The 21,379-nt window shown below is 72.0% G+C and carries 20 protein-coding genes; 6 read left to right on the forward strand and 14 right to left on the reverse strand.

The genetic code is table 11. The annotated features are described in order from the left end of the window. Nucleotides 1–20: 20 nt before the first annotated feature. Nucleotides 21–833 (forward strand): ABC transporter ATP-binding protein, encoded by an 813-nt coding sequence (locus ACZ5XS_RS17105; RefSeq protein WP_468652009.1) that lies wholly within the window; start codon nucleotides 21–23, stop codon nucleotides 831–833. A gap of 50 nt (nucleotides 834–883) precedes the next feature. Here ACZ5XS_RS17105 and ACZ5XS_RS17110 read toward each other — a convergent pair whose 3' ends face one another. The 7 genes from ACZ5XS_RS17110 to ACZ5XS_RS17140 form a co-directional block, all read right to left on the reverse strand. Next, nucleotides 884–1,579, reverse strand: coding sequence for a GntR family transcriptional regulator (locus tag ACZ5XS_RS17110; RefSeq protein WP_468652011.1), 696 nt, complete (start codon nucleotides 1,577–1,579; stop codon nucleotides 884–886). Nucleotides 1,580–1,681: 102 nt separating this feature from the next. Continuing rightward, on the reverse strand, nucleotides 1,682–2,683 hold the full coding sequence (locus ACZ5XS_RS17115) for a proline racemase family protein (protein WP_468652012.1): 1,002 nt from the start codon (nucleotides 2,681–2,683) through the stop codon (nucleotides 1,682–1,684). A 37-nt stretch (nucleotides 2,684–2,720) separates the two neighbouring features. Beyond that, complete coding sequence (locus tag ACZ5XS_RS17120) at nucleotides 2,721–3,617, reverse strand: dihydrodipicolinate synthase family protein (RefSeq protein ID WP_468652014.1); 897 nt, start codon at nucleotides 3,615–3,617, stop codon at nucleotides 2,721–2,723. Between the two features lie 74 nt (nucleotides 3,618–3,691). Further along, nucleotides 3,692–5,089 carry an FAD-dependent oxidoreductase gene (locus ACZ5XS_RS17125; protein WP_468652016.1) on the reverse strand — a complete coding sequence of 466 codons (1,398 nt, stop codon included), beginning with the start codon at nucleotides 5,087–5,089 and terminating at the stop codon, nucleotides 3,692–3,694. Further along, nucleotides 5,082–5,384 (reverse strand): (2Fe-2S)-binding protein, encoded by a 303-nt coding sequence (locus ACZ5XS_RS17130; RefSeq protein ID WP_468652017.1) that lies wholly within the window; start codon nucleotides 5,382–5,384, stop codon nucleotides 5,082–5,084. The genes ACZ5XS_RS17125 and ACZ5XS_RS17130 overlap by 8 nt, the downstream gene beginning before the upstream one ends. After that, a complete protein-coding gene (locus ACZ5XS_RS17135; RefSeq protein WP_468652019.1) occupies nucleotides 5,381–6,532 on the reverse strand; it encodes an NAD(P)/FAD-dependent oxidoreductase in 1,152 nt (383 codons plus the stop codon). The genes ACZ5XS_RS17130 and ACZ5XS_RS17135 overlap by 4 nt, the downstream gene beginning before the upstream one ends. 139 nt (nucleotides 6,533–6,671) lie before the next feature. Then, a complete protein-coding gene (locus ACZ5XS_RS17140) occupies nucleotides 6,672–7,343 on the reverse strand; it encodes an MmyB family transcriptional regulator (protein WP_468652021.1) in 672 nt (223 codons plus the stop codon). 224 nt (nucleotides 7,344–7,567) lie between these two features. Between ACZ5XS_RS17140 and ACZ5XS_RS17145 the strand changes: the two genes are divergently transcribed. After that, nucleotides 7,568–8,224, forward strand: coding sequence for a helix-turn-helix domain-containing protein (locus ACZ5XS_RS17145; protein ID WP_468652022.1), 657 nt, complete (start codon nucleotides 7,568–7,570; stop codon nucleotides 8,222–8,224). 32 nt (nucleotides 8,225–8,256) lie between these two features. Continuing rightward, nucleotides 8,257–8,787 carry a toxin-antitoxin system, toxin component gene (locus ACZ5XS_RS17150; RefSeq protein WP_217236623.1) on the forward strand — a complete coding sequence of 177 codons (531 nt, stop codon included), beginning with the start codon at nucleotides 8,257–8,259 and terminating at the stop codon, nucleotides 8,785–8,787. A gap of 71 nt (nucleotides 8,788–8,858) precedes the next feature. Here the strand turns inward: ACZ5XS_RS17150 and ACZ5XS_RS17155 are convergent, their stop codons facing one another. Further along, nucleotides 8,859–9,899 (reverse strand): alpha/beta fold hydrolase, encoded by a 1,041-nt coding sequence (locus tag ACZ5XS_RS17155; RefSeq protein WP_468652024.1) that lies wholly within the window; start codon nucleotides 9,897–9,899, stop codon nucleotides 8,859–8,861. Between the two features lie 233 nt (nucleotides 9,900–10,132). On the opposite strand from ACZ5XS_RS17155, the gene ACZ5XS_RS17160 reads away from it, so the two are divergent. Beyond that, a complete protein-coding gene (locus tag ACZ5XS_RS17160) occupies nucleotides 10,133–10,372 on the forward strand; it encodes a hypothetical protein (protein ID WP_468652026.1) in 240 nt (79 codons plus the stop codon). Nucleotides 10,373–10,405: 33 nt separating this feature from the next. Here ACZ5XS_RS17160 and ACZ5XS_RS17165 read toward each other — a convergent pair whose 3' ends face one another. Continuing rightward, complete coding sequence (locus ACZ5XS_RS17165; protein ID WP_468652028.1) at nucleotides 10,406–11,215, reverse strand: 4'-phosphopantetheinyl transferase family protein; 810 nt, start codon at nucleotides 11,213–11,215, stop codon at nucleotides 10,406–10,408. Continuing rightward, nucleotides 11,212–12,072 carry a metallophosphoesterase family protein gene (locus ACZ5XS_RS17170; RefSeq protein ID WP_468652030.1) on the reverse strand — a complete coding sequence of 287 codons (861 nt, stop codon included), beginning with the start codon at nucleotides 12,070–12,072 and terminating at the stop codon, nucleotides 11,212–11,214. Before ACZ5XS_RS17170 ends, ACZ5XS_RS17165 begins: the two co-directional genes overlap by 4 nt. Nucleotides 12,073–12,389: 317 nt before the next feature. On the opposite strand from ACZ5XS_RS17170, the gene ACZ5XS_RS17175 reads away from it, so the two are divergent. Beyond that, nucleotides 12,390–13,577: an ATP-grasp domain-containing protein gene (locus tag ACZ5XS_RS17175; protein ID WP_468652032.1), complete on the forward strand. Its 1,188-nt coding sequence runs from the start codon at nucleotides 12,390–12,392 to the stop codon at nucleotides 13,575–13,577. Nucleotides 13,578–13,634: 57 nt separating this feature from the next. Here ACZ5XS_RS17175 and ACZ5XS_RS17180 read toward each other — a convergent pair whose 3' ends face one another. The 4 genes from ACZ5XS_RS17180 to ACZ5XS_RS17195 all read right to left on the reverse strand — a co-directional run bounded on the left by ACZ5XS_RS17180 (nucleotide 13,635) and on the right by ACZ5XS_RS17195 (nucleotide 20,167). Further along, the gene (locus ACZ5XS_RS17180; protein ID WP_468652034.1) at nucleotides 13,635–14,885 is read right to left on the reverse strand and encodes an alpha-L-fucosidase; all 1,251 of its coding nucleotides are present in this window, start codon (nucleotides 14,883–14,885) and stop codon (nucleotides 13,635–13,637) included. Between the two features lie 77 nt (nucleotides 14,886–14,962). Continuing rightward, nucleotides 14,963–18,022 (reverse strand): alpha-mannosidase, encoded by a 3,060-nt coding sequence (locus ACZ5XS_RS17185; protein WP_468652036.1) that lies wholly within the window; start codon nucleotides 18,020–18,022, stop codon nucleotides 14,963–14,965. Between the two features lie 34 nt (nucleotides 18,023–18,056). Beyond that, nucleotides 18,057–19,394 (reverse strand): 6-phospho-beta-glucosidase, encoded by a 1,338-nt coding sequence (locus tag ACZ5XS_RS17190; RefSeq protein WP_468652037.1) that lies wholly within the window; start codon nucleotides 19,392–19,394, stop codon nucleotides 18,057–18,059. Beyond that, nucleotides 19,391–20,167, reverse strand: coding sequence for a DeoR/GlpR family DNA-binding transcription regulator (locus ACZ5XS_RS17195; protein WP_468652039.1), 777 nt, complete (start codon nucleotides 20,165–20,167; stop codon nucleotides 19,391–19,393). The genes ACZ5XS_RS17190 and ACZ5XS_RS17195 overlap by 4 nt, the downstream gene beginning before the upstream one ends. A 151-nt stretch (nucleotides 20,168–20,318) precedes the next feature. Here ACZ5XS_RS17195 and ACZ5XS_RS17200 point away from each other — a divergent pair, with 151 nt between their 5' ends. Continuing rightward, complete coding sequence (locus tag ACZ5XS_RS17200; RefSeq protein WP_468652041.1) at nucleotides 20,319–21,338, forward strand: carbohydrate kinase family protein; 1,020 nt, start codon at nucleotides 20,319–20,321, stop codon at nucleotides 21,336–21,338. The last annotated feature ends 41 nt before the right edge of the window (nucleotides 21,339–21,379 follow it).

Below are 21,379 nucleotides of genomic sequence, written 5' to 3' on the forward strand. Positions count from 1 at the left end.
GCCTCGTGAAAGGGCGGTCCATGCACTCGCTTCTCGCCGTATCCGGCCTGCAGAAGGTCTACGAGCAGTCCGGCCGCCGGGTGGAGGCGGTGCGCGACCTCACCTTCACCGTCGAAGCCGGCGAGCTCGTCTGTCTCGTCGGACCGTCGGGCTGCGGCAAGACGACGCTGCTGAAGTGCATGGGCGGACTGCTGACGCCGACGAGCGGTGAAGTCCTTCTGGAGGGACGGAAGGTCAACGGCCCGCCGCCCGGGATGGCGCTCGTCTTCCAGGAGTACGGACGCAGCCTGTTCCCCTGGATGCGGGTCGCCCAGAACGTCGAACTTCCGTTGAAACAGAAGGACTTGACCAAGGCGAGGCGGCGGGAGCTGGTCGCGGACGCGCTGGAGTCGGTCGGGCTCGCGGACGCCGCCGACGCCTACCCCTGGCAGCTGTCCGGCGGCATGCAGCAGCGGGTCGCGATCGCCCGCGCCCTGGCGTACGAACCCCGGGTACTGCTGATGGACGAGCCGTTCGCGGCGGTCGACGCGCAGACCCGCGCCGACCTGGAGGACCTTGTCCGGGGTCTGTGGCGGCAGCGCGGCATCACGATCCTGTTCGTCACCCACGACATCGACGAGGCCGTGTACCTGGGCCAGCGGGTGGTCGTCCTGTCCGCCTCCCCCACCGTGGTGCAGGAGCAGCTGAAGGTCGACCTGCCGGACGAGCGGGACCAGTTGCACACCCGGGTCGCCCCGCGATTCGCCGAGTTGCGGACCCATGTGTACGAGCAGATCCAGGCGGCGAAGCGCGGCGCGGGTGCCGCCAAGGCGGACACGGCACCACCTCACTGAACCGGCTGTGAGGGGCCAGGGCCCGGTCCTCGCAGCCGCGGCGCGTCTCCTCAGCCGCGGGCCGCCCACAGGTTGCGGACATGGCCGAGATGACGGGCCATGACGTCGCGTACCGCGTCCTCGTCACGGGCCAGCAGGGCGTCGAGGAGTTCGAGGTGCTCCTCGGCCGAGCCCAGCAGGCGGCCCTTCTCCAGCAGCGCGGTGAGGCCGTACAGGCGCGAGCGCTTGCGCAGGTCGCCGACCACCTCGACGAGGTGCGCGTTGCCCGCGAGAGCGAGCAGCCCGAGGTGGAAACGCGTATCGGCCTCGACGTAGGCGATCAGGTCACCGGCCGCGGCGGCGTGGACGATCTCCCGGGCGGCCGGGCGCAGCGCCTCCAGCAGGACGGGGTCGGCGGTGCGGGCCAGCTCCACCACGGTGGGGATCTCGATGAGCGCGCGGATGTGGGTGTACTCGTCGAGCTGTTGCTCGGAGACGGCCGTGACCCGGAAGCCCTTGTTGGGGACGGTGTCGACCAGGCCCTCCTTGGCCAGGTCCAGCATCGCCTCGCGCACCGGCGTCGCGGAGACGCCGAAACGGGCGGCGAGCGTGGGCGCCGAGTACACGTCTCCCGGGCGCAGCTCACCGGCGATCAGCGCGGCCCGCAGGGCGTCCGCGACCCGCTCGCGGTAGCTGCTCTTCTTGCCGCCCAGCACCGGCAGGGCGGGAGCGGCGGACGGGGCGCTGGTGCGCTGGGCGGCGGCCAAGGGGTGTCTCCTAGCTGTGCAATGTCACGCGATACCGGTCATTGTCGTCGACGTCCGGACCTCCAGATCTCCAGATACCAGGTCTCCAGATCCTCAAGACGTCTAGAGGACGAACCCCGCCGGGAAGGGGTCGGCCGGGTCGAGCAGGTACTGGGCGGTGCCGGTGATCCAGGCGCGGCCGGTGAAGCTGGGCAGGACGGCGGGGAGCCCGGCGACTTCCGTGGTGCCGAGGAGACGGCCCGTGAACTGTGTCCCGATGAAGGACTCGTTCACGAACTCGGTGTGCAGGGGCAGTTCGCCGCGCGCGTGCAGTTGTGCCATGCGCGCGCTGGTTCCGGTCCCGCAGGGTGAGCGGTCGAACCAGCCGGGGTGGATCGCCATCGCGTGCCGTGAGTGGCGGGCGGTCGCGCCGGGCGCGTACAGGTGGACGTGGTGGCAGCCGCGGATGGACGGATCCTCGGGGTGGACGGGCTCCGCCTCGGCATTGATCGCGTCTATGAGGGACAGGCCGGCCTTGAGGATGTCGTCCTTGCGGGCACGGTCGAAGGGCAGGTGGAACCGCTCCAGCGGCAGGATGGCGTAGAAGTTGCCGCCGTACGCCATGTCGTAGGTCACCGTGCGCCCGTCGGCGAGCGTGATCTCGCGGTCGAGCCCGACGGCGAAGGACGGGACGTTCCTGAGGGTGACGGCCGTGGCGGCGCCGTCCTCCACCGCCACCTCGGCGACGACCACGCCCGCCGGGGTGTCGAGCCGGATCGTGGTGACCGGCTCGACGACCTCGACCATCCCGGTCTCCACGAGCACCGTCGCCACGCCGATCGTGCCGTGTCCGCACATGGGCAGATAGCCCGAGACCTCGATGTAGACGACACCCCAGTCGCAGTCGGGGCGGGTGGGCGGCTGCAGGATGGCGCCGCTCATCGCCGCGTGGCCGCGCGGCTCGTTCATCAGGACCTGCCTGATGTCGTCGCGGTGCTCACGGAAGTACAGGCGCCGCTCGTTCATGGTCGCGCCGGGGATCGTGCCGATGCCACCGGTGATCACCCGGGTGGGCATGCCCTCGGTGTGCGAGTCGACGGCGTGCAGGACGAGTTTGCTGCGCATGACGCTCCTGGTGGACGTGACAAACCGATGAGGACCGTTACGCGAGTCCCGCCGCGACCGCCTTCCCGGTGGCGGCGCGGACCGCGGCCTCCTGCTCGGGCAGCAGCGGGACGCGCGGCGGGCGCACCGGGCCGCCGTGGCGGCCGACGATGTCCATGGACAGCTTGATGGCCTGTACGAACTCGACCTTGGAGTCCCAGCGCAGCAGTGGGTGCAGCTGCTCGTACAGCTTCCGGGCCGTGCCCAGGTCGCCGCCGACGGCCGCGCGGTACAGCGCGACGCTCGCGGCGGGCAGTGCGTTCGGGTAGCCGGCCACCCAGCCCTTGGCGCCGGCGACGGCGAGCTCCAGCAGGACGTCGTCGGCCCCGATCAGCAGGTCGAGTTCCGGGGCGAGTTCGGCGAGCTGGTAGGCGCGGCGCACATCGCCGGAGAACTCCTTGACGGCGTGGATGTACCCCTCGCCGTGCAGCGTGGCGAGCAGTTCGGGCACCAGGTCGACCTTGGTGTCGATGGGGTTGTTGTAGGCGACGACCGGTACGCCCGCCTCGGCGACCTCGGCGTAGTGGGCGAGGACGGAGCGCTCGTCGGCGCGGTAGGCGTTGGGCGGCAGGAGCATGACGGCGGCGCAGCCCGCGTCGCGCGCCTGCTCGGCCCAGCGGCGGGCCTCGGCGGATCCGTAGGCGGCGACGCCGGGCATCACGCGCGCGCCGCCGATGGCGGCCACGGCCGTCTCGACGACCCTGGACCGCTCCTCGGGGGTGAGGACCTGGTACTCGCCGAGGGAGCCGTTCGGTACGACGCCGTCGCAGCCGTTCTCGACCAGCCAGGCGCAGTGCTCGGCGTATCTGCCGTGGTCGACGCGGAGGTCGTCGTCCATCGGGAGGGCGGTGGCGACGAGGACGCCGCGCCAGGGGCGGGTCTCGGTGGTGGTCATCGGGGGTCCCATCTGGAATAGGATGTGACATTTTACTGAGGGGTCCGGGTCTGGAACAGCGGGCCGGGGTGGGCTCAGTCCTCCTCGGACTCTCCGGCGCGCGCCAGCACCCCGAGCGGCACCGGGCGGGCGAACGGCCCCCGGGACGGCCTGAGTTCGCACCCGGCGAGTCGCGCGACCGCGGGTCCGCACACCCGGCCCTGGCACCAGCCCATCCCGGCGCGCGTCAGCAGCTTCACGGTGCGCAGGTCGCCGGCGCCGAGTTCCGCCACGGCCTCGCGGACCGCGCCGCCGGTGACCTCCTCGCAGCGGCAGACGACGGTGTCGTCGGTGACCTGCTCGGTCCAGTGCGCGGGCGGCGCGTACACCCCGTCCAACGCGGCGGAGAAGGCCCGCAGTCGGGTGCGGGCCCGCACGGCCGCCGCCCCCTCGCGCGGGTCGGGTGCGGTGCCGTGCAGGCGGGCCGCGGCGGAGCGGCCCGCGATGTGTCCCTCGGCGAGGGACAGGGCCACGCCACCGATGCCGGTGGTCTCGCCCGCCGCCCACACGCCGGGGACGCCGGTGCGCTGTTCGTCGTCGACGTGGACGTTCAGCCCGTCCAGGCGACAGCCCAGGGTGTCGGCGAGGTCGGTGTGCGGCAGCATGCCGTGGCCGACGGCGAGGGTGTCGCAGGGGATGCGCCGCCCGGAACCGGGCCGCACACGCCCTTGCCCGTCGAGCGCTGCGACGGTCACCGCCTCCAGCCGCTCGGTGCCGTGCGCCTCGACGACGGCATGCCTCGCCAGGAGCCGCACCCGATGGCGCAGCAACCGGGTCGCGTACCGGGCGCCTTCGGCGACCTTGCCCGGCTGGGCGGCCAGTGCGCGGGCCCGCCGCAGGAACGCCTTGGGGTCGGCGGACTCGACCAGCGCGGCCACCTCCACCCCGGCCGCGGCGAGACCGGTCGCCACGGGCAGGAGCAGTGGCCCGGTCCCGGCGACGACGGCGGCAGCGCCGGACACCGCGAGGGTGCCCTTGAGCATGGCCTGGGCACCGCCCGCGGTGATGACGCCGGGGAGGGTCCAGCCGGGGAACGGGAGCACCTTCTCGTAGCCGCCGGTGGCGAGGAGAACGGCGTCGGCGCGCACCTCGACCGGTTCCTCCTGGCCGGGGCCGAACAGGGCGTGGACGGTGAAGCCGTGGTCACGTCGTTCCACCAGCCAGACGTGATGGTCGGGCAAGTGCCGTACGGCGCCGGTCTCCTCGTGGGTGCGCAAGGCGTTCCGCAGTCGCTCCCAGGTGCGCCACTGGTGGTGCAGGGCCTGCGGGCGGCGGGCGCGCAGTCCGGCGGCGGGCCTGCGGTAGAACTGCCCGCCCGCCTCCGCGGCCGAGTCGAGCAGCGTGACGCGTACCCCTTGAGCCGCCGCCGCGACGGTGGCGGCGAGACCGGCCGGCCCCGCGCCGATCACGGCAAGATGCGGCCGGTCAGTCATCGTGGCCCGTCTCCTTCTGCGTACGGATGGCGTCGCCCGGGTTCAAGGGCATCAGGCAAGCGCGCCGGTTCGGGCGGCCGTTGACCGTCACCAGGCAGTCGAAGCAGATGCCGATCCCGCAGAAGACCCCGCGCGGGCGGCCCGCGCCGCGGGTGGTGCGCCAGGAGGTGACCCCGGCCGCCCACAGCGCGGCGGCGACCGTCTGCCCGGGCAGTGCCTCGATCTCGCGGCCGTCCAGGGTGACCGTGAAGGCGGGGCCGGGGCGGGCCCCTGCCAGGTCGCGGGGAGAGGTCACGCGGCCTCCTCGGTGAAGCGGTCGGGCCGGAACGGCGTCAGGTCCACATCGGGCGTCTTCGCGGTCAGCGCCTGAGCGATCAGGTGCCCGGTGCCGGTGGCGAGGCCGATGCCCGCGCCCTCGTGGCCGCAGGCGTGGTGCAGGCCGGGGACGCGGGGGTCTGGGCCGATGGCGGGCAGGTGGTCGGGCAGGTAGGGGCGGAAGCCCAGGTAGGCGCGCAGGGCGCGGACGTCCGAGAGGAACGGGAACAGCCGGGTCGCGCCCGCCGCCAGGGCCCTTGCGACCGGCAGCGAGAACGAACAGTCGAACCCGACCCGTTCCCGGCTCGCGCCGATCAGGATCGGCCCGGCCGCCGTGCCCTCGACGACCGGCGAGGTCTGCAGGGCCGCCGAGTCGCTGGCCACGTCGGCCACGTAGTCGGCGGCGTACACCTTGTGGCGGACCATGCGCGGGAGCGGTTCGGTGACCAGGACGAAGCCGCGGCGCGGGAGGACGGGCAGGGACGTTCCCGCGAGGGCGGCCAGGTCGGAGCCCCAGGTGCCGGCCGCGTTGACGACCGCCGGGGCGTGGATGTCGCCCCGGTCGGTGCGGACTCCGCGCACGGCTCCGTCGGGGGTGCGCGGCACGCCGGTCACGGTCCGGCCGGTGAACAGGCGCGCCCCCGACGCGCGGAGCAGGTGGGCGGCGGCCAGCGCGGGCATCACCTGGCAGTCCTGGGGGTAGTGCACGGCACCCGGCAGGCCCGGGGCGAGGTGGGGTTCCAGGTCGTACAACGCGTCGCCTCCCACCGGTTCGGCGACGACTCCGGCGGCACGCTGCCCTTCGGCGAACCGCTCCAGGGCGGCGAGTCCACCGGGGGACGAGGCCACGACGACACCGCCCTTGGCCTCGTATTCGACGAGCCGTCCGAATTCCGCGGCGAGTTCGCTCCACAGGCGGCCGGACAGCAGCGCGAGATCCAGCTCCGGGCCCGGTTCCTTGTCGGAGACCAGAAGGTTGCCCTCCCCGCCGCCGGTCGTGCCGCCGGCCACCGGTCCGCGGTCGACGACGGTGACGTCGAGCCCGGCCCGGGCCGCGTACAAAGCGCAGGCGGCGCCGACCATTCCGGCTCCGACGACCACGACATCGCAGGTCAGTGGCTTGCTCACAGCAGTACTATGTCACATACCGCCGTGTCGGGGAATGCGGCCGATCCAATGCGCCAACCCGCGGAAGAGACACGGATCGACGCGAAGGACACGCGCGTTGACGAGGCACCGTCGGCGACCTGAACGCCGACGGTGCCTGTCAGACCTCGGGGACGGCCACCACGCTGAGGTGGCTCGCCGTGCGGCGCGCACGCACCGTCCGCCGTGCCGGGGACGCCGCGCGGCGGGCGGGGCGCAGGACCAGCGTCAGCCGGCTGTAGCCCATGCCCGCCAGGGTCCTCGGCGTCTCGTCGACGACCCGGCACTCGGTGGCGCCCCAGCGCGGGTCGGGGTGCTTCAGCGGGCGGACCGCGCCGTCGTGCGCGACGGCCTGCTCGCCGACCGCCCGGATCCAGTGCGGCAGGCCCTGCCGGTAGGCGGCCTCCATGATCGGGTCCTGGGCGATGTCCCGGCGGATCGACTGGAGTCCGTGGTCGTGGCCGTGGCGCTCCACGGCGGCGGCGAAGTGCGCCAGCATCGGCAGGCACCAGCGCGACTCGTGCTCGCCGAGGACCTCGCTCGCGTCCGGGTGGAAGAGGACGAATCTCAGGAAGTTGTCGTCCGGCATCGCCGTCGGATGGGGACCCACGCCGCCGAAAAGTGACGCGAAAGCGGTGTTGGCCAGGACGACGTCCCAGCGGTGGTCGACGACGACGGACGGAAAGGAGACGGCCTCGAGAAGGGTGGCGTAGTCCTGGAGATACGCCTGCGCCTCGAGACTCTCGGGGACGGGTCGCGGTACCGACCGCTGCCCACCTGCCTGATATGCCATCGGGAGGTCACCCCTCTTGCCTATGCGGCCTTCTCGCGGCGGTGCTGATCCTGCTGCCCCGACGCAAGTCGTGTCAACTATCGTGGCATTCCGCGGCTGTTGACGGCTGAAATTGGCCACAGTTGTGGCGAGACCTGGATGTGAGTTCGAACAACCGGCTACTCTCCGGGATGTTCACGGCAACCGCTTGTGAGAAGCCAGTGAGATACGTAGGAGATCTGTCGGTGTCGGAAGGCTTCGAGGGTCCGGGCGACGTGGCGTCGACTGTGCTGCCGGCCGTCGTCGTCCGCGTCACCGCGCTCGCGGACCGGCTCGGCGTGCCGCACGCGGAGGTCTTCGACACCCGCCGCCTGTCGGTCGCCTCCGGCGTGACCGAACCGGTGGTCAAGGCCCTGCTGAGCGGCCGGCCCGCGGGCGAACCCGACGTGCAGGCGCGGTTCCTGCAACGCCTGGACCTGCTGCGCCGCACCCGGCTCAAGCCGAACGGACGCAAGTACACCCAGCAGGAGATCGCCGACGGCGCCGGCATGTCCCGGCAGCAGGCCGGAGCGCTCATCAATGGCGACCGGCGCCCCACCATGGAGCACTGCGACGCGATCCAGCGCTTCTTCCGGGTGCACGCCGGCTTCCTCACCGCCGAGGACCCCGAGGCGCTGGCGGGCACGCTGCAGCGCACCGAGCAGGAACTCCTGCAGAAGCTCGCCGACCGTGAGCGGGAGGCGGCCGCGGCCGCCGTCGATCCGCTGGAGCGGCTGTTGCAGGACCACGGCGTCCGCGGGATCGCCTGGCGGGCCGCACAGCTGCCCACCGACCAGCACCGCGACAAGGTGGCGGAGTGGCTGGACATGCTCTTGGAGAGTGTCAAGCGGCCCGAGTCGTGATCCGGGGGAGAACTGTGGGCATCGGTAAGGAAATGCGCCGCCTGTGCGGCGAGCTGGTCGCGGAGCTGACCCTTCCGGCACCGGCGCGACCCGCGGACCTGTACGGCGCCCTGTGCGGCGCGATGAGCAGACGGCGCGGCCGCCCGGTCCATTTCCGTACGTCCGCCTTCCCGCCCGGCACGGCCAGCGGACTGTGGCTCGACATGGCCGACCAGGACCTCGTGGTGATCGAGGAACGCACCGCGCCCGACCACCAGTTGGTGATCCTCGGCCACGAGCTGTGGCACATGAAGGCGGGGCACTGCAGCCATCACGTCCAGGGCGCGGCGGTCGCGGCCCGTTTACTGTGCGACGACGCGGACCTGCAGGCGACGGTGCTGAAGGTGGCCGCCCGCAGCCGCTTCGACCAGGCCGACGAGAGGGAGGCCGAACGCTTCGGCCTGCTCCTCGCCAGCAAGTGCCGCACCTGGCTCGCCGGTTCGTCCCTGCGTGGCCCGGTGCAGCGCGATCATCTGGCGGGCCGCATCGAGGCGTCGCTCGGATACCTGGGCCCGCAGGGCTGACGCCGAAGGGCTGAGCACGACCGCCGTGGCGGCACCGGCGAAGAGCACCCCCGTGGGCGACCGAGGCGTCCTCACGTGGCGCTGCGTTCGCTGGCTTCGCGCAGGCCGCGTTCCACGGCCCGGCTGCGGGCGGTGTCCGGGTGGCCGGCGGTGCCGCCGCGGCCGGAGCGGAGCAGGGCGCGCCAGTGTTCGCGGCTCCAGTGGGCCGGTTCCGTGCCGGCGGTGAACTCCTCGACGAGGGCCACGAAACGGGCCGGGTCGGTGTGGAACGGGAAGTGGCCGGCCTGCTCGAAGATCTCCAGGCGGCTGCCCGGCATCGCCTCGTGCGCACCGTACGCGTGCCGTACGGGCACCACGCTGTCCCGGTCGCCCCACAGCAGCATGGTCGGCATGCCTTCGGTGAGGTAGCAGCGGTCGAGCATGGTCACGACCTGGCCGCGCCAGTCGACGACCGCGCGCAGGGTGCGGATGAAGGCGTTGCGGGAGGTCTCGTCGGGCAGCGCGTCGACGAGGGTGAGCAGTTCGGGGGCGTCCTGGCCGAGGTCGGTGTCGAGGAGCTTCATCAGCCGCACCGCGAGGCCGACCTGCAGGCGCATGCCGGGCAGGCGCAGCCCGGCGAGCATGAGGTGGGCGCCGGGCAGGGACACCATCCGCAGGACGGGGTTGACCTCGCGGCCGACGCCGCCCGCGCTGACCAGGATGAGCCGTTCGGTGCGCTCGGGGAACTGGTAGGCGAACTGCATCGCCACGCCTCCGCCCAGCGAGTGCCCGACGAGGGTCGCGGACTCGATGCCGAGGGTGGTGAGCAGGTCGCGCACCCCGTTGGCGTACGCGGCGACCGAGTAGTCCGCGCGCGGTTTGTCCGAGTCGCCGTGGCCGAGGAGGTCGGGGGCGATCACGGTGTGGGTGCGGGCGAGGTCCGGGATCAGTTCGGCCCAGGTCGCCGAGGAGTCGCCTATGCCGTGGATGAGCACCAGCGCGGGGCCCTGGCCGGCCACCCGGAAGGCACGGCGGTAGCCGTGCACGACGCGGTACTGCAACTCGAGTTCTGCGTCGCCCACCGAGCGCAGCCGTACGGTGCGCGCGGGGTGCCGTCGCGGGGCGTCGACCACGCGCTCCCCTCCCGTTCCCCGGCCGCGTCTCGGCGGCCGAAAGCCCTTCACTCGCAAGCCCTGCACCCCAGCGTAGGGGCGCATTCCCCCAGGGGATTTCGGTGAGGTTTCGCCTCCGCTAAGCGGGCGAACCGACCCGTAGCGGGGCCCGATTGTCAGTGGTGGGCGGCAAGCTGGACATGTGCCCCGTCCGGGGGCGCGACCGACAACGCCGACATGGGGAGAGCCGCGCGATGCCCACCGCTGTACTGACCGACCGTGAGCGCACCGCCGTACAGGCCTATCTGCGGCTGCTGCACACCGTGCGAGCGGCTTTCGACGTGCCGTCCGGCCCGCCGGAGGCCGCCCGGCCACCTGTCGTCGCGCCCGCCGCGCTCGCCGAGGCGGAACAGGCCCTGGCCCGGGCGGGGCTCGCGGGCAACGAGGAGGCGTTCTTCCGGCTGCTGCACTCCTGGTGTCCGCCGGAGTCGTAGCGCGGAAGGTGCCGCTCGTGCCGCATGCGGACCTCAGCCGTGCGGCACGGCGACCGCCGTCGCCACCAGCCCCCGCCGGACGGTCCAGCGGCCCTCGAAGGCCCCGAGCCGCCGGCCGCCCACCGAGGGCCCCGGTACGAGGAGTTCGGCGCGGAAGGTGCCGCTCAGCAGCTCGCCGCGGCCGGAGTCGGGGACGGGGGTGGGGGTGGGGGTGGGGACGGGGACGGGACCAACGGATGGGACGGGACCAACGGATGGGACGGGTCCGACGGGCTGGACGGAGCCGGCGGGCTGGACGGGTCCGGGCGTTCCTACGGCGAACGCGATATCGGCCTCGCTGAAGTCCAGCCACTGCCCGGTGAGGGGGAACCACGCCTTGTAGACGGACTCCTTGGCGCTGAACAGGAGCCGGTCCCAGTGGGTGCCGGGATGGTCCCGGCCGAGCCGGAGCAGCCGGTCCAGCTCCGCGGGCAGCGCCACCGCGGGCAGGACGCCGTCGGGGAGCGGCCCGTCGGGTTCGGCGTCGATGCCCAGCGAGGCCAGGTCGGTGGCGCGGACCAGTGCGGCGGCGCAGTATCCGTCGCAGTGGGTCATGCTGCCGGTGAGGCCGGCCGGCCAGCGCGGGGCGCCGCGTTCCCCGGGCAGGACGGACTGCGGCGGCACGCCGAGCTTCTCCATCGCCCGGCGGGCACAGCTGCGTACGGCGGCGAACTCGCGGCGCCGCTTGGGCACCGCCTTCACCAGGAGGGCCTCTTCCTCGGGGTACAGCCGCGCGTTCGCCGGCTCGTCGTGGCCGTACGCCTCCACGGTCACCACGGTCGCCGGCAGCAGTTCCTCGATCACCGCGCCCCGGCCTCCTCCGGCATGATCCGGCGCAGCCGCCCCGGCGCCTGTGTGCGCTTGCGCCACTCGCGGGGGTAGCCCACGGACACTTCTTCGAAGCGGACGCCGTCGTGCCAGGTGGTCCGCGGGATGTGGAGATGGCCGTAGACCATGGTCCGGACGCGGAATCGGCGATGCCAGTCGGCGGTGCGGCTGGTGCCGCACCACATGGCGAACTCGGGGTGCCACAGGACGTCCGTGGGGTGCCGGTCCAGCGGGTAGTGGTTGACGAGGACGGTGGGCAGGCCGTCGGGCAGGGCGGCGAGTCTGCGTTCGGTCTCGGCGACCCGGGCCCGGCACCAGGCCTCGCGGGACGGGTACGGGTCGGGGTGCAGCAGGTACTCGTCGTTGCACACGATGCCCGTGCCGTGGGCGTACTGAAGTCCCTGTTCCTTGGTCGCGCAGCCGGCCGGCAGGAAGGAGTAGTCGTACAGCAGGAACAGGGGGGCGACGACGACCGGGCCACCGGGGCCGTCCCAGACGGGGTAGGGATCCTCGGGTGTCGTCACGCCGAGTTCCCGGCACAGGGCGACGAGGTGCTCGTAGCGGGCGACTCCGCGCAGGGTGACGGGGTCCTTCGGATGGGTCCACAGTTCGTGGTTGCCGGGGGCCCAGAGGACCTTGCGGAAGCGGCCGGCGAGGGTTTCCAGGGCCCAGCGGATGTCGGACACGGTCTCCGAGACGTCGCCGGCCACCAGGAGCCAGTCCTCGTCCGTCCCGGGGCGCATGCGTTCGACGAGCGCGCGGTTCTCCTCGTACCCGATGTGCAGGTCGCTGATGGCCAGCAGCTGTCCGGCACTTCCGGCCGTCGACGTCACTTCCAGCCCCCTCCGAGCACCCGAGGGAACCACGAGAACACAGTCGCCCTCCCGAGGACAAGGGCGGATCGAGTGGGCCGATCTTCGGCGCACCGCAGGTGACGTGCTCCTGCTCCCTGCGCCGCACCACCGGAAGGATCATGACCGGGGAATCCGTAACACGCGCGTTGCACGCGGCACCCCTTCGAAGCCGTATGATCGCCCCAACACCACCCATGAACGTCCCCTCACACGGGGGCGGTTTGGTGTCCCTCCAACCACCCTGCCCGGGCACGGGCGTGCTCCGCCCTGCCCACAAACCGTGAAAGGCGGCCTGCATGGTCTCTCGCGTACGCGTCTGGCTCAACCGCACGTACGCGGAGAACGTCTTCTTCATGGATCAGCTGCGGCGAAATCCCAGCGACCGCGCCGTCGCGATCCATGCCACGCACGGAGACGCGGACTCCCCCGTACTGGCCGCGGCCGACACCGCCGACCTGGAGCCGGAGGGCCTGTCCCCGGCGGCGTACGTCGAGTACGCGCTCGACCAGTGCACCCGGCGCGGCATCGATGTGTTCGTGCCCCGGCTGCATCAGTCGGCGATCGTGGCCCATCGCGCCGACTTCGAGGCGGCCGGTACGGCCCTGCTCGCACCGCCGCCCGAGGCCGTGGCCGTCTTCCACGACAAGGTGATCGCCTACGAGGCCGTCCAGGCGATCGGCGCGCCGGTGCCACCGTGGTGGCGGGTCCGCAACGCGGACGAACTCGTCGCCGCCGTCGAGGAGTTGGAGGCGGACGGCCACAAGGCGTGCTTCAAGCCGGCGTCCGGCGCGGGCGGGGTCGGCTTCCGTGTGATCACGCGTACCCCCTTCTCGCTCATGCACCTCAACGGCTTCCCCAGCCCGTACATCCCGATGGACCTGGTGCTGGGCGCCCTCAAGGAGGCCGACGAGCAGGAAGAGCCGGTCGACTGGCTGGTCATGCCGAGGCTGGAGCAGCCGGAGGTGTCGGTGGACTGCCTCACCGGCCCCGACAACCGGATCCGGATGGCCGTGGGCCGTACGAAGAACGGCCGCCGCCGTGGGTTCACGCTGCACGAGCAGTGGCTGGAGCCGGCGCGCCGGATCGCGGAGGGCTTCGGGCTGCACTACCTGTCCAACATCCAGTTCCGGATGTACGGCGACACGCCCGTCCTCATGGACGTGAACACCCGTCCGGCCGGCGGGCTGCACCAGCTGTCCCTGTGCGGCGTCAACGCCCCCTGGGCCGCGGTGCAGTTGGCGCTGGGCGAGGACCCGGGCGAGATCGTTCCGCCGTTCCTGGGGCAGGACTACACGGTGGTGTCAGGCCCGCGCCAGCTGCGTCCGGTGTCCCTCCCGCAGCAGCGCGCGGAGGTCCACGACCCGCTGCCGGCGGTCCCCGCTCCGGCCCCGCAGTCGGCGGAGCCGGTCACCGCGGAGTCCGACACCACGGCTTCCGCGACGGCCTCGGCCTCCGCTTCGGCTTCGGCGATCGCACCGGCCTAGTCCTCGCCGTCGCGCGCACGGACACGGACGGGAACTGCTTGCCGGGGGTCGGGCCCATCAGGAGCGGCCCGACCCCCGGTACAGCTCCACCTCGCCGTCCAGCTCGACCGCGAGGACCGTGGCGTGCGGATCGAGGTCGGCCGCTGCGGGCGGGTCGATCCACAGCACGCCGACGGCCTCGTGCAGCCCGCCGACCACGCGGTGGGCGAGTTCGGTGCCGGTACCGAGGACGGTGACCCTGCGGACCGGCGTGACCAGGCCGCGTACTCCGATCTCGGCGCGCGGGATGTCGTACAGGGTGAGATAGAGCGTGCGGCGGTCGGCGGAGAGGGTGCTGGGTCCGTAGTGGTGCCCGGCCGGCAGCCCGCGCACCGTGCCGTACACGGCCTCGGAGTGCTTGCGGATCCACTCCCCCAGGCCTTCGAGGCGCTCGGCCTGCGGCTCGGGGATGGTGCCGTCCTCCATCGGGCCGACGTCGAGCAGGAGGTTGCCGCCCCCGCCGATGGTCTCGGTGAAGTAGCGGATCAGCTGGGTGAGCGACTTGTGGTTGTGGTCGTGGTGCTGGTAGCCCCACGAGTCGTTGATGGTCAGGCACAGCTCCCAGGGCCCGTCCGGGGGTTCGATGGGGGCGCCCTGTTCGGGGGTGGCGTAGTCGCCCTCGCTGAGCATGCGGGCGTTGAAGACGACGTCGGGCACGTACGAGCGGATGAGCGCGGCGAGCTCCTTGATGCGCCACTGCTCCTCGCTGCGGTCCCACTCGCCGTCGAACCACATCAGGTCGGGCCGGTAGCGGGAGGCCAGCTCGCGGATCTGGCCGTCCCGGTAGGCGATGAACCGCTCCCAGGCCGCCAGGTCCTCGTCCTCGGCCGAGCACTCGGAGTAGCGGTTGTCCTCCATCTCCGGCGGGCGGCCCGGCTTGCGGGTGGTGGCGTAGTCGGGGTGGCTCCAGTCCGAGTGCGAGTAGTACAGGCCCACCTTGAGGCCCTGGTCACGCAGGGCGTCGGCGTAGCCGGTGAGGTAGTCGCGGCCCAGGTTCAGATCGCCGTACGCGGTGTCCCACAGGGCGACGCCGTCGTGGTGGCGGCTGGTGAGGACGGCGTACCGGGCGCCCGCCCGGGCGAAGAGGGCGGCCCAGGCGTGCGGGTCGTAGTGGGCGCCGGTGAAGCGGTAGAGCTGGGACATGTACCGGTCGTGCGGCACGATGTCGTCGTAGAACGACCAGGACTCCTGGACGCCGTCGACGGCGTAGATCCCCCAGTGGACGAAAATCCCCAACTTGGCGTCGGTGAACCACGGCTGCATGGGCACGGCTGAACTCCTCGGCGAAAGAAGGTCACTTCGGTGAAGGGGCGGGCGCGCCGGCGCCCGCCCCTGGGGGCCGGTTGCTACCGGCCGGTGGTGCCCCGCCGCAGACGGAGCGTCAGGACCTGGAAGGGGCGCAGCGAGACCGCGACCGCGCCGTCCTCGATGTGCGCCGTCTCGTCGGGCAGGGGCCGCTCCAGCAGGTCGGTGACCTGGGCGCCGGCGAGCGGGAATCCGGTGCTCAGCACGCCCTGGGCGCGGCCGCCGCGCGACTCGTACAACCGCACGACCACATCACCGGACGCGTCGTCGGCGAGCTTGACCGCCTCGACGGTCACGCCCTCGCCGGCCACGGACACGACCGGCTCCGGCGTGCCCGCCGCGTCGGCCACGCGCAGCGGCAGGTTGAGGGCGTAGCCCTCGGCGACCGCGTCGCCGATCGTGGCGCCCGGGAGCAGGGAGTACGTGAACCTGTGGGTGCCCTGGTCGGCCTCGGGGTCCGGGATCCGCGGGGCGCGTACCAGGCTGAGGGCGACCGTGGTCGTCGTACCGCCGTCCTCGCGGACCGTGCGGGTGACGTCGTGGCCGTACGTCGAGTCGTTGAGGACCGCGACGCCGTAGCCGGGTTCGCCGATGTGCACCCAGCGGTGGCCGCAGACCTCGAAGCGGGCCGCCTCCCAGCTGGTGTTGGTGTGGGTGGGCCGCTGGACGTGGCCGAACTGGATCTCCGCGGAGGAGTGCGCCGCCCGGACGTCCACCGGGAAGCCCGCCTTGAGGATCTTCTCGGCCTCGTGCCAGTCGATCTCGGTCTCGAAGTCGATGCGGGCGCTGTCGGCGCGGACGGTGATGGTCTGGATGATCGTCGAGTCCTTGCCGAAGGACCGGGTGACGCGGATCGCGCCGAGCAGGGGGTCCTGCGAGACGACCTCGATGGAGTCGGGGGCCAGCAGGTCGTTGTAGCGGTTCTTGTAGTGCTTGTCGATGTCCCAGGCGTCCCAGTAGTTCGGGAGGTCGGTGTGCAGGCGGAGCAGGTTGCCCTTGCCGGCGAGCACTTCACGGTTCGACCGCACATCGTATACAGAAGACAGTGTGCCGTCTTCTGCGACCTGTACCCGCACGAGACCGTTGTCGAGGACCAGCCCTTCGGCCCGCACCGGCTGCGCGGGCCCGGCGTCGGCCAGGGGAGCGCTGCCGTTCGCGGGCACCTTGACGTACGCCGGTGCCCCGTCGGCCGTGTGGACGACCTCCGCGCGGTCGTACGGGCTGGTGTTGAACACGCGTGTCGCGCCACCGCCCAGCGCCGCGACCGCCTCCGCCGTCAGGGCCTCGAGCTCCTCGGCCACGCGGGCGTACTCGGCCTCCGCCTCGCGGTGCACCCACGCGATCGAGGAGCCCGGCAGGATGTCGTGGAACTGGTGCAGCAGGACCGTCTTCCACAGCCGGTCGAGCTTCTCGTACGGATACGCGTAACCCGGCGCGTGCAGCGCGGCCGTCGTGGCCCACAGCTCGGCCTCGCGCAGCTTGTGTTCGCTGCGCCGGTTGCCCTGCTTGGTGCGGGCCTGGGAGGTGTACGTGGCACGGTGGAGCTCCAGGTAGAGCTCGCCGTTCCAGACCGGGGCGTCCGGGTACTCCTCGCGGGCCTTGGCGAAGAACGCGTCGGGGTGCTCGACGACGACCTTCGGCGAGCCCTCCAGGTCGGCGAGCCTGCGGGCCCGTTCCATGATCTCGCGGGTCGGGCCGCCACCGCCGTCGCCCCAGCCGAAGGGCGCCAGCGAGCGCGTACCGCCGCCCTTCTCGCGGTAGTTGCGCACCGCGCGGTCCATCTCCTCGCCGCTGAAGCGGGCGTTGTAGGTGTCGACCGGCGGGAAGTGGGTGAAGATGCGGGTGCCGTCGATGCCCTCCCACCAGAAGGTGTGGTGGGGGAACTTGTTGGTCTGGTTCCAGGAGATCTTCTGGGTGAGGAACCACTCGTTGCCGGCGAGCTTGGCGAGCTGCGGGTAGGCGGCGGTGTAGCCGAAGGAGTCCGGCAGCCAGACGCCCTTGGTCTCGACGCCGAAGTGCTCGATGAAGAACCGCTTGCCGTGGATCAGCTGGCGGGCCATCGCCTCGCCGCCGGGCAGGTTGCCGTCGGCCTCGACCCACATGCCGCCGACCGGGGCCCACTGGCCCTTCTTCACCGAGTCCTGGATGCGGCCCCAGACCTGGGGGTAGTTGTCGCGCACCCACTCGTACTGCTGGGCCTGGGAGCAGGCGAAGATGAAGTCGTCGTACTCGTCGGCCAGGGACGTCACGTTGGAGAAGGTGCGGGACGTCTTGCGCTTGGTCTCGCGGATCGGCCACAGCCAGGCGGAGTCGATGTGGGCGTGGCCGACGCCGGAGACGGTGTGGGCGCTGGCGTGGGCGGGCCTGGCGAGGGCGGGGGCCAGGACCTCGCGGACGGCGGCGGCGCTGCCGGAGACGTCGTCCAGGTCCAGGGTGTCCATGGCCCGGTCCAGGGCGTGCATGATCTCGTGGCGGCGCGGTTCGTGCTCGCCGAGGTGGACCATGAGCTCGCTCAGCACCTGGAGGTCCAGGTCGAGGTGGAAGACCTCCTCGTCGAGGACGGCGAGGTCGGCGCGCCGGAAGGTGTACAGCGGCCTGTCGCCGGCCGTCAGGATGTCGCCCATCGGGGTCGGGGCCGAGAAGTTGTTCGCGAGGATGTCGGGGTTGGAGGCCGCCTCGACCAGGTAGTCGATCACCTCGCCGCCCGTCGCGGGGTTGGCGATCGCCACGTACTGGTTGAGCGGGTTGACGGCCTTCAGGGGCGTCCCGTCCGTGAGGTGGACCAGCGCCTCTGCCTGGTTGCCGGGCCAGTCCCCGACGAAGCCGAGGTCGATGACCGCCTCGACGCGCTTTCCGGCCCACTCGGCGGGCACCTGGCCGCGCATGCGGAACCAGGTGGTCCCCCAGGGCGGGCCCCACGGGGTGTCCATAGCGAACGGCTCGTACGGCGCGGCGGCGGCCTCCGCGAACGGTACGGGCTCCCCCGGCGCCTGCCAGGCCTCGACCTCGAAGGGGACGGTGGCCGCGTAGATCGCGGGCTTGATGCGCTGGGTGTGGACGCGCTCGACGCGCTCCTCGATCCGGCGGCGTTCGTCGTGCATGGAAGTCTCCAGGAAACCAGTATGGGGAAAGCGCTTACTTCAGGTACGCCAGGCCGGGATGGACCGAGGTGTATCCGTCCACCAGTTTGCGGGCGACGTTCACGGAGTCGACGAGCGGGTGCAGCGCGAACGCCTTCACGGCCGTCGTCCGCGAGCCGGCCTCGGCGGCGGCCAGCACCTCGCGCTCGACCGCCTTCACCGAGCAGACCAGGCCGGTGGCGTGGTCGGGCAGCGGGTCTACGGCGACCGGATGGGCGCCGTTGGCGTCCACCAGGCAGGGCACCTCGATGACGGCGTCCGCGTCGAGCACCGAGAGCGTGCCCTGGTTGCGCACGTTGAGGATCAAGGTGGTGCGCTCGTCGCGGGCGATGGCCCGCATCAGGGCGAGGGCCACCTTCTCGTAGCCGCCGGACAGGTCGTCGGCGTCGCGCTCGCCGGCGCCCGCCGTCTCCCGGTTCTCGGACATGTAGGTGGCCTCGCGCTCGGCGCGGGTGCGGTCCCAGGCGGTCAGGGCCGCCGCGTCGGGGCGCTTCATCTCCTCGTAGAAGCGGGCCTGCTGGTCGGCGAGGAAGGCGCCGCGGGTCTTCTCGGCCTGCTGGTAGGAACGGACGGCTTCCCGGTTGAAGTAGTAGTAGTGCAGGTACTCGTTGGGGATCGCACCCAGGGACCGGAGCCAGTCGACGCCGAAGAGCTTGCCCTCCTCGAAGGAGCCGAGCAGGTCGGGGTCGGCGAGCAGGCGCGGGAGTTCGTCGCGGCCGGCGACCCGCAGACCGCGGACCCAGCCGAGGTGGTTGAGACCGACGTAGTCGATCCAGGCCTCGCGGGGGTTGGCCCCGAGGACACGGGCGATACGGCGGCCGAGGCCGACCGGCGAGTCGCAGATGCCGATGACGCGGTCGCCGAGGTGGCGGGACATGGCCTCGGTGACCAGTCCTGCCGGGTTGGTGAAGTTGATGACCCAGGCGTCGGGGGCCAGACGGGCCACACGTCGCGCGATGTCGACGGCGACGGGGACCGTCCGCAGACCGTAGGCGATGCCGCCCGCGCCGACCGTCTCCTGGCCGAGGACACCCTCGTCCAGCGCCACCCGTTCGTCGTTGGCACGGCCCTCCAGGCCGCCGACCCGGATCGCGGAGAAGATGAAGTCGGCGCCGCGCAGGGCCTCGTCGAGGTCGGTCGTGGCGGTCACCCGGGGGGCGTCGGGTACGGCGGCGGCCTGTTCATCCAGCACACGGGCGACCGCATACAGTCGACTGTCGTCCAGATCGTGCAGAACGACTTCGGTGACCCGGCCCTCGGCGCGGTCCGTCAGCAGCGCCCCGTACACGAGCGGCACCCGGAATCCGCCGCCGCCCAGAATGGTCAGCTTCACGCTGCGCCCGCCTTTCCTGGTTCTCCCGCCAGGACCACGTCGACGCCGGCCTCCTCCAGGGAGGACCGGGTCGCCGCGTTCACCGGCGCGTTCGTCACCACCGCGTCCAGGTCCTCGGGACCGCAGACCTGCGCCATGCCGGTACCCGGGAACTTCGCCGAGTCGGCGAGCAGGACGACCTTGTCACTGGACTTGATCATGGCCCGTTTCACCGGGACCTCGACGACCGTCGTGTCCATCACCTGCCCGCCCGGGCGCACTCCACTGGTGCCGAGGAAGAGCCAGTCCGCGTGCAGCTGGCGCAGGTTGTCCTCGGTGAGGAACCCGACCAGGGAGCGGTACTCCCGGCGGAGCATGCCGCCGAGCAGCACCAGCTCGATGCCCTCGTCGTCGGCCAGCTCCTCGTAGACCACCAGGTTGCTGGTGATCACGGTGAGGCGGCGGCCGTGCAGCTGTCTGGCCAGACGGTAGGCGGTGGTGCCGATGTCGAGCAGCACCGACTGACCGTCGGCGACCATGGCGGCCGCATGAGCGGCTATGGCGTCCTTCTCGGCCACCCGCACCTCGGCGACCTCGGCGAAGGGCTGGTCACCCTCGTCGGCCACGGCCCCGCCGTGCACCCGCGTCAGCAGGCCGTCCTCCTCGAGTTTGACCAGGTCACGCCTGACCGTGGCGGGGCTCACGCCCAGCTGCTCGGAGAGATCGGTCACGGCCGCGGGGCCACCGGAGCGCAGGGCCCGCAGGATGAGTTGATGTCGTCGTTCTGCCAGCACGACGTGAACACTACTCGTCATCTTCAATCATTTCTATGCTCACTTCTGCTGAGGTCTTGACCAATGTCGCCGAGCGGCGCACGATTCCGGTCACCGAAATGAAGAGTTTTGACGAGGCTCCCAGACGACTCTCGGACGAGAGGATGCGCGCGTGGACGACGACCGGCCCGAGGTGCTGCTGACCGGGCTGCTCTTCTACGACCTCGTCCTCACGGGTCTGGGCAGGCCGCCGACGCCGGGCGAGGAGGTCTGGACGGCCGGCATGGGCTGCGGCCCCGGCGGCATCGCCAACCTGGCCGTCGCCGCCTCCCGCTTCGGCCTCAGAACCTCCCTGGCCACGGTCTTCGGAGACGACTTCTACGGTGCCTACTGCCAGGAGATCCTCGCCGGTCAGGAAGGCGTCGACCTCTCCCTCTCGCGTGTCGCGGACGGCTGGCACACCCCCGTCACCGTCGCGCTCGCCCACGGACACGACCGTGCCCTGGTCACCCACGGCCAGGAACCGCCGTACACGCAGGACGCGCTGATGGGCGACCCGCCCGAGGCCCTCACGGCCCTCGTGCACCTGGAGGCCGAACCGCGCGCCTGGCTCGCCAAGGCCGCCGCGAACGGCACCCACATCTACGCCGACGTCGGCTGGGACCCCACCCAGCAGTGGTCCACCGACCTCCTCGACCAGCTCTCCCTGTGCCACGCCTTCCTCCCCAACGAGGCCGAGGCGATGGCCTACACCCGTACCGACAGTGCGGTCGCCGCCCTCGGCACGCTCTCCGAGCTGGTGCCGGTCGCCGTGGTCACGCGGGGCGGCGACGGCGCCGTCGCCGTCGACCAGACCACCGGCGAGTACGTGGACGTCCCCGCCCTGGACATCGACGTCCTGGACGCGACGGGCGCCGGGGACGTCTTCGGCGCGAGTTTCGTCGCGGCCTCGCTCGGCGGCTGGCCGCTGGAGGAACGGCTGCGGTTCGCCGTACTGGCGGCGGGTCTGTCCGTCCGGCATCACGGTGGCGCGCTGGCGGCCCCCGGCTGGTACGGCGTCGACCGCTGGTGGCGCTCGCTGACCGACCCCGCGCTGAAGCGGGCGTACGGCTTCCTGGCGGAGCGGCTGCCGGACGATGCCGGTCCTCCCGTCCGGTACGCGCCCGTCACGCCGCCCGTACGGCATCGGTGACCCCCACTCTCACGAAGCCCCCGACATCCCCCCTCGTATGC

The sequence above is a fragment of the Streptomyces sp. NPDC033131 genome, from assembly GCF_055578365.1.

What these genes read in the sequence shown, in the direction of transcription:
- ACZ5XS_RS17105 (WP_468652009.1), top strand. Translation starts at nt 21, where the DNA reads ATGCACTCGCTTCTCGCCGTATCCGGCCTGCAGAAGGTCTACGAGCAG.
- ACZ5XS_RS17115 (WP_468652012.1), bottom strand. Translation starts at nt 2,683, where the DNA reads ATGCGCAGCAAACTCGTCCTGCACGCCGTCGACTCGCACACCGAGGGC.
- ACZ5XS_RS17120 (WP_468652014.1), bottom strand. Translation starts at nt 3,617, where the DNA reads ATGACCACCACCGAGACCCGCCCCTGGCGCGGCGTCCTCGTCGCCACC.
- ACZ5XS_RS17125 (WP_468652016.1), bottom strand. Translation starts at nt 5,089, where the DNA reads ATGACTGACCGGCCGCATCTTGCCGTGATCGGCGCGGGGCCGGCCGGT.
- ACZ5XS_RS17140 (WP_468652021.1), bottom strand. Translation starts at nt 7,343, where the DNA reads ATGGCATATCAGGCAGGTGGGCAGCGGTCGGTACCGCGACCCGTCCCC.
- ACZ5XS_RS17150 (WP_217236623.1), top strand. Translation starts at nt 8,257, where the DNA reads ATGCGCCGCCTGTGCGGCGAGCTGGTCGCGGAGCTGACCCTTCCGGCA.
- ACZ5XS_RS17160 (WP_468652026.1), top strand. Translation starts at nt 10,133, where the DNA reads ATGCCCACCGCTGTACTGACCGACCGTGAGCGCACCGCCGTACAGGCC.
- ACZ5XS_RS17175 (WP_468652032.1), top strand. Translation starts at nt 12,390, where the DNA reads ATGGTCTCTCGCGTACGCGTCTGGCTCAACCGCACGTACGCGGAGAAC.
- ACZ5XS_RS17185 (WP_468652036.1), bottom strand. Translation starts at nt 18,022, where the DNA reads ATGCACGACGAACGCCGCCGGATCGAGGAGCGCGTCGAGCGCGTCCAC.